Source organism: Arthrobacter sp. H5 (assembly GCF_000520595.1).
Taxonomy (GTDB): domain Bacteria; phylum Actinomycetota; class Actinomycetes; order Actinomycetales; family Micrococcaceae; genus Arthrobacter_D.
On record NZ_KI915001.1, the window covers coordinates 7,846 to 13,741 of the forward strand.

6 protein-coding genes are annotated in these 5,896 nt (G+C 63.5%); 3 read left to right on the plus strand and 3 right to left on the minus strand.

All coding sequences use genetic code 11. From position 1 onward, the window contains the following. A partial coding sequence (locus Y708_RS25070) for a Zn-dependent hydrolase (RefSeq protein WP_051479001.1) occupies positions 1-1,102 on the plus strand: 1,102 nt, incomplete at its 5' end. Positions 1,103-1,179: 77 nt separating this feature from the next. Here the strand turns inward: Y708_RS25070 and Y708_RS0113730 are convergent. Both Y708_RS0113730 and Y708_RS27580 read right to left on the minus strand, forming a co-directional pair. Further along, on the minus strand, positions 1,180-1,626 hold the full coding sequence (locus tag Y708_RS0113730) for a hypothetical protein (RefSeq protein ID WP_028280380.1): 447 nt from the start codon (positions 1,624-1,626) through the stop codon (positions 1,180-1,182). 481 nt (positions 1,627-2,107) lie between these two features. Next, complete coding sequence (locus tag Y708_RS27580; protein WP_081746801.1) at positions 2,108-2,527, minus strand: extracellular solute-binding protein; 420 nt, start codon at positions 2,525-2,527, stop codon at positions 2,108-2,110. Between the two features lie 437 nt (positions 2,528-2,964). Here Y708_RS27580 and Y708_RS0113755 point away from each other — a divergent pair, with 437 nt between their 5' ends. Then, positions 2,965-3,546: a DnaJ family domain-containing protein gene (locus tag Y708_RS0113755; RefSeq protein WP_028280382.1), complete on the plus strand. Its 582-nt coding sequence runs from the start codon at positions 2,965-2,967 to the stop codon at positions 3,544-3,546. Positions 3,547-3,682: 136 nt separating this feature from the next. On the opposite strand, the gene Y708_RS0113760 is transcribed toward Y708_RS0113755, so the two are convergent. After that, entirely contained in the window at positions 3,683-4,411 is a 729-nt protein-coding gene (locus Y708_RS0113760) for a YoaK family protein (protein WP_035776364.1), read from the minus strand. Between the two features lie 137 nt (positions 4,412-4,548). Between Y708_RS0113760 and Y708_RS25080 the strand changes: the two genes are divergently transcribed. Continuing rightward, on the plus strand, positions 4,549-5,896 hold a 1,348-nt coding region (locus tag Y708_RS25080; RefSeq protein WP_253905817.1), incomplete at its 3' end, for an ABC transporter substrate-binding protein.

A 5,896-nucleotide genomic window follows, 5' to 3' on the forward strand; every position in this document is an offset into this window, starting at 1 on the left:
CTGCGCGGAGGCCGGCCTGCCGGTACGGACCGACGGGATAGGGAACGTCTTCATCCGCGTCGACGCTCCGGACGCTCCCGACGGCGCCGCCCCGGTTTGGACCGGATCCCACCTCGACACGGTGCCTGAAGGCGGCCGCTTCGACGGAATTCTCGGCTCCGTTGCGGCGCTTGAAGTGGCGCGCTGCCTCACCGGGCAACGTGCCCGGCTTGCCCGGCCGGTTGACGTGGTCATCTTTGCGGATGAGGAGGGGTGCTACCACCACCTGCTGGGGTCCACGGCGCTGGTCTCCAACTATCCAATGGCCACGCTGAAAGAACTTCGGGGCAGGGACGGCGACCTCCTGGTGGATGCGCTGGAACAGCTGGGCTGGGACCCCAGGCTGGCCGCGCAGACGGCGGTGGAGGCGGGCTCGATGCACGCGTTCGTGGAGCTGCACATTGAGCAGGGGCCGGTACTGGAATCGGCCGGCACCGATATTGGCGTGGTGACTTCGATTGTCGGGATTGGGGGAGGGGAGCTTGAGTTCTCCGGCAGCCAGGACCACGCGGGGACCATGCCGATGCCGATGCGCCGTGATGCGCTTCAGGGCGCGGGGGAGTTCCTCGCCCGGCTTTCCGCCATAGCTCGGTCGGTGAGTGATACCGCCGTGCTCACCTGCGGGATCATGGATGTCCATCCGGGAGGATCGAACGTGGTGCCGGGGCGGGCACGCCTTCAGCTCGACTTCCGCGATCAGAACCGCGACAGCCTGCTGGATCTGGAAGCCGCGATTCTCAACGCCGCGGAACAAGCGGCGCGGAACCATGGCCTAACGGTGAGCTACAGCCGGGACAGCATCACCGACCCCGTGCCGCTTGACGACGGGATCCAGCGGATCATCGAGGATGCCGCCCGGCGGCAGGGACTGAGCACCATGAGCCTTCCCTCTGGCGCCGGACACGACTCACAGAACATGGCACGATTGGCGCCGACCGGCATGATCTTCATCCCCAGCACCGGCGGACGAAGCCACACGCCCGCCGAACACAGCAGTTGGGAGGACGTTGAGAAGGGAGCCAACGTGCTGCTTGCAACGGTGACCGCGTTGGCGCTTCGGTAATCCCTGACAGGCGGGGACGGAGGTCAGGGCCAACGCCTGATCCTGGGCTGTTCACCGTAGGTTGCTGCTCTGCCCGTCTAGTTGGCCTCCGGCGGCAGTGCCTCATGATGCCGGCGGCCGCGGGTTCGGCGGTCTTCCTTCATCTCGGCCTCGAACAGGTGCCGCTTTCCGTCGAGCAGTTCATCGCGGGCACGCTTTTCCATCGTTTTGAACTCGGTGTAGTACCCGTCGTCGTACTCTTCAACGATCTGGAAGGTCCACCGGCCCTCAATGACGTTGCGGCCCACAATCTGCTCCGTTACGGCGTCCGCCAGTTCGGTGTGTCCCGCGCTGCGGAGCAGATCTGCTGCCTCTCCAAGCGCGAGGTCGGCCATGCCCGTCAGGCGATGAAACCCATACAGATAGCCACGGGCATGCTCCACCACCTCAAGGGCTTCGGAGAGCTTACCGAGCGCCTCGACTGTCGCGTCGGATGCGCCGGTTGGCCGTTGATGATTGACGTCGGGACCTTCTGCCTTTTCCATGGACCCACCCTAGCGGCCGCCGTACTTGCGGCGCCCATCGTCCCGCCTCACTGTTGATCAAATAGTCGATGAACTCGGCCGCTTCCTCCGGATGTTCGGTGCCCGAGGAGATGCTCCAGAACTGTGACGCCTTGAAGGACGACTGCGCGTCGACGGCGTTGCCGGTCATGCTTGGCAGCCGGAGGATCACCAGGTCATCGGATCCCAGGGCGTCGCTGGTTGCGCGGAGCTGATTGCTCCAGTCGAAAGTCATGGCCGCCGTTCCACGCGCAAAATCAGTCTATTCCACGCCCACATCGATGTTCTCGACAGTTGCTGATGGTGGGGGCGGAATGCCATCCTTCGTGCGCTGCAGGATCGTCTCCCAATACTCGGTGAGGGTCTGCTCGCTGATGCCCAACTGGCCGTCATCGGTGAACAGGTCTTCGCCCTTTGGCCGGGCGACCAGCGAGAGACTGTCGGGGAATCCGAGGGAGGAGCCCTACGCTTCTCCGTTGGTGTTCTCCGTGATCTCCTTGGAGATCCGTTCATAGTCGTCCCAGGTCCACGTGGCATCGTCCGGCAGTGGAACGCCTGCTTTCTCGAAAATGGCGGGATTTGCGAAGATAGCGTAGGTGTTGACGCCGTTGGGAACCCCGGCCAGACCGTCTTCGGTTTGTCCGGGTTCCAATGCGGATGGCTCAATCCTGGAAGTGTCGACCGACTCAGGAATAGGAAGCAGGGCGCCGCGGCCCATGTATTCGTTGATCACACCCAAGTCCATCTGGATGATGTCCGGGGCGTCCCTGGCCGCGATAGTGGTGGCCAGTTTGTCCCAATAGCCTCCCCAATCGGAGTACTCAGCGCTGATCGTTGTTCCGGGGTTCGCTTCCTCGTATTCGTCGATGACTTCCTGCGTGATCTGGTGGCGGACATCCCCGCCCCATTACGCGAACCGCAGTTCGACGGTTCGGTCATCTCCCGCGTTCCCGCCACAGGCAGCCAAAGCGGGTGCGAGCAGGGTTGTGGCCAGGGCAATCCCGGATAACGCCGTGTGCTCGGTGTGAGGCTGTATTTCCGCATTTCCGCGAATAATCATGTGAGGGTGCACTTTCTTGTATCTCGACAGTGAGCTGACGTGCTTATCGCCGCGTGGATGTGGGCTTGTGGCGTTCACCGGCTTCGCAACCGTGCGGGTAGGAAGTTGACCTCTCCAGCACGGGCTAATCTACACGTGTATAAAAATCTCAGCAAGCGTTTTCTCAGATTGCTGAGTGTCACCCGCATAGTTGCCCTCGGTCGGGGCTCAGTGAATACTGGACGGACCAAGCTCAGACCGCACGGGAGGCGGCCGACATCATGAGCGGCATGGAGGACCAGGCCAGGCGCAGGCAGCGCGCGGCTCAGTACCGGGCAGCGCGGCGGTCGGAAGCCGGAGTTGCGGAGGATGAGAACGACGACGGACCGCAGGTCAGCTACGTAGGCAACGTCGCCGAGCAGGCAGACGCGGCTATCAAGCGGGCCGAGGCCCGCGGCGACTTCGACAATCTCGCCTACGCGGGTAAGCCAATCCCCGGCCTCGGCGCAACGCTGGACCCGGATTGGTGGGTGAAGGGCCTCATCGAGCGGGAGCAGTTGACCGGCCTCGCACCGGCGCCTTTTCAGCTTCGTAAAGACGATGCAGCTCTGGACGGGGAACTGGATAGGCAGTCCGCTGAGGCAAACGTCCGCGAGCTCCTCGGAGACTTCAACGCCCGGGTGGTGGATGCCCGGCGGCAACTGCAGGGTGGGCCGCCCGTTGTGACCAGTACCCGGGATGTTGAAAAGGAAGTTCTCCGGTGGCGGGCACGCCGCATGGCTGCACCGCAACCTGAGGCAACGCCGGTTGAGCCGGCACCTGCGCGCCGTGCCTGGTGGCGCCGTCGTCGTTCTCCGGGGTGAAAGGGTGAGGTTGCGGACGTAGGTGGGAGAGTGATGGAGCAACCCGGACAAAGGTGGGCAGGGGATTCCCCTCACGGAAGTCCAGGTTGCTCGGCTTTCTGTCCGGATTGCTCACGTAAGCGAAGCTCGGGCCGGGCTAGCTCCGGGACTCCGCGGGCTCGCGATCGGCCGGATTGACGTCAAGCAGCCGGTCATGGCGGTACCGGAGGTGGCCGACCAGTGTCACCCCGGAGGCCAGCAACGCGGAAATCGCAATACCCACCCAGAGATCAATCAGCAGCGCAAAACCACCGGCCACCGCGCCAAGGCCGATCAGCAGGATCGCCAGCGCCCGGCGAACCCAGAACTTGCCCTTGCCGCCGGCCAGCCAGGAATCCGAAGCCAGCCCCGTAATGGTGGAGGTCACAACGACGGTGGTGATCTCAGCGACCTTCAGTCGTTTCGCGGTGGCTGCCTGCACTCCCATCACCGTGGCCAGGCCGGAGGTGACAACACTCCCCAACACCTCGTCATTGTTCACGTCCACCAGTCCCACCACCACTGCCAATGCGGCAGTGCCCAGCGCCACCAGCAGCAGCGCGAGCGAGGTTCGCCCCGACCATCCTTCGGGCCCTCTCCGCAAAAGGCGTCCGGCCAGTGCAGCGCCGACCATGAAGAAGACCAGCGCCAGTGCGGGGCGGAGCACCGGGAGGTCGTTGCCGCCGGCCACGGCCATGCCCAGCAATACCACGTTTCCGGTCATATTGCCCGTGAAGACGCGGTCCAGGCCCAGATACCCGACGGCGTCAATCACCCCGGTGGAGAACGTCAGGGTAAGCATGAGCGCAAGCTGAAGCCGGTGTGTTGACACCCGGGATCGTCGCATTAGATAAGTTTCCTTCGGTAACAAGCTTGTAATGAATGTATACGAAGCTTAGTCTCGTACAAGTGATTGTATTCAATCTCACATCGAGTGAAGCAATCCGCCGACGCACAGAGCTGTGACTCGACCAGAGGATTTACATGTTCTTCCCCCCACATAGCCAATCCGGCACTCGGATGCTCCTCACCGCTGCAGTTGGAGCCGCCGTCGTTATCTCGGCCTCCGCCTGCCAACCCATCCAGGTGCTTGAAGTGGCGCCCGAGCGCGAAGACGTCACGTCGGTTGCGCTCGATGACAAGACCATCGTGGAAGGCGGCGACCTGGTGATGGCACTCTCCGCCGAGCCGGACCGGCTGGATCCCACCACCTCATCCTCCCTCTACACGCGCTACGTCATGCAGACCATGTGCCAGAAGCTGTATGACATCGACGCGGACGGTCAGCTGGTGCCGCAACTCGCCACCGAATTGCCCGACGTCTCGGAGGACGGGCTGACCGTCACCATCGAAGTCCGCGACGACGCCGTTTTTGCCGACGGCACAGAGTTCAACGCCGAGGCAGTCCGCACCACGCTGGACCGCCACCTCACCCTCGAAGAATCGTCCCGTGCAAGCGAACTCGGGCCCATCAGCAGCATCGAGGCCATCGACAACACCCACGTGCAGATCACCTACGAAACGCCGTTTGCGCCGCTCACCGCAGCGCTCGCGGACCGGGCGGGGATGATGCTCTCACCAGCAGAACTCGAGAAAACCGGCGAAGACTTCGGCGACAATCCCGTCTGCGTGGGGCCCTTCAAGTTTGTGGAACGGGTGCCGCAGACCTCCATCTCGGTGGAGCGGGACCCGCTCTATTACGACGCCGACAACGTCCACCTGGACTCCATCACCTACCGGATCATCACCGACTCCAACATCCGCGCGGCGAACCTGCGCTCCGGCGATGTCCAGGTGGCTGACACCATTTCTCCCCAAGACGTGGACGCCCTGATGCAGGAGGACGGGGTCGGGGTGCTGCAGGTTGGATCCCTGGGCTATCAGGGCCTCACCATCAATGTCGGCAACACCGACGGCGTGGGGGAGCCGGTGGGTGACATCGGCACACCGCTTGCCCAGGAATCAGCCGTCCGCGAGGCCCTGTCCATGTCCATTGACCGTGAAGCGCTGGTCAATACCGTGTTCAACAACTGGTTTGAGCCCGCCTGCTCGCCGGTGGCGCCGTCGAGCCCGTTCACGTCGGAACTGAGCGAGGCCTGCCCGCCGTTTGATCCCGAGGGAGCCAAACAGCTGCTGGAGGACGCCGGCATTGAAACCCCGTACGCCATTGAAATGCAGGTCAGCAACACCCCGGACACCCTCCGGTTTGCGCAGGCGTTGCAGGCAGCGGTGGCCGACGGCGGGTTCAACCTCACTATCCTGCCGGTGGAATACTCCACCCTCCTGGACGTCCAGTCCCGCGGCGATTTCGAGATGCTTCAGCTCGGCTGGT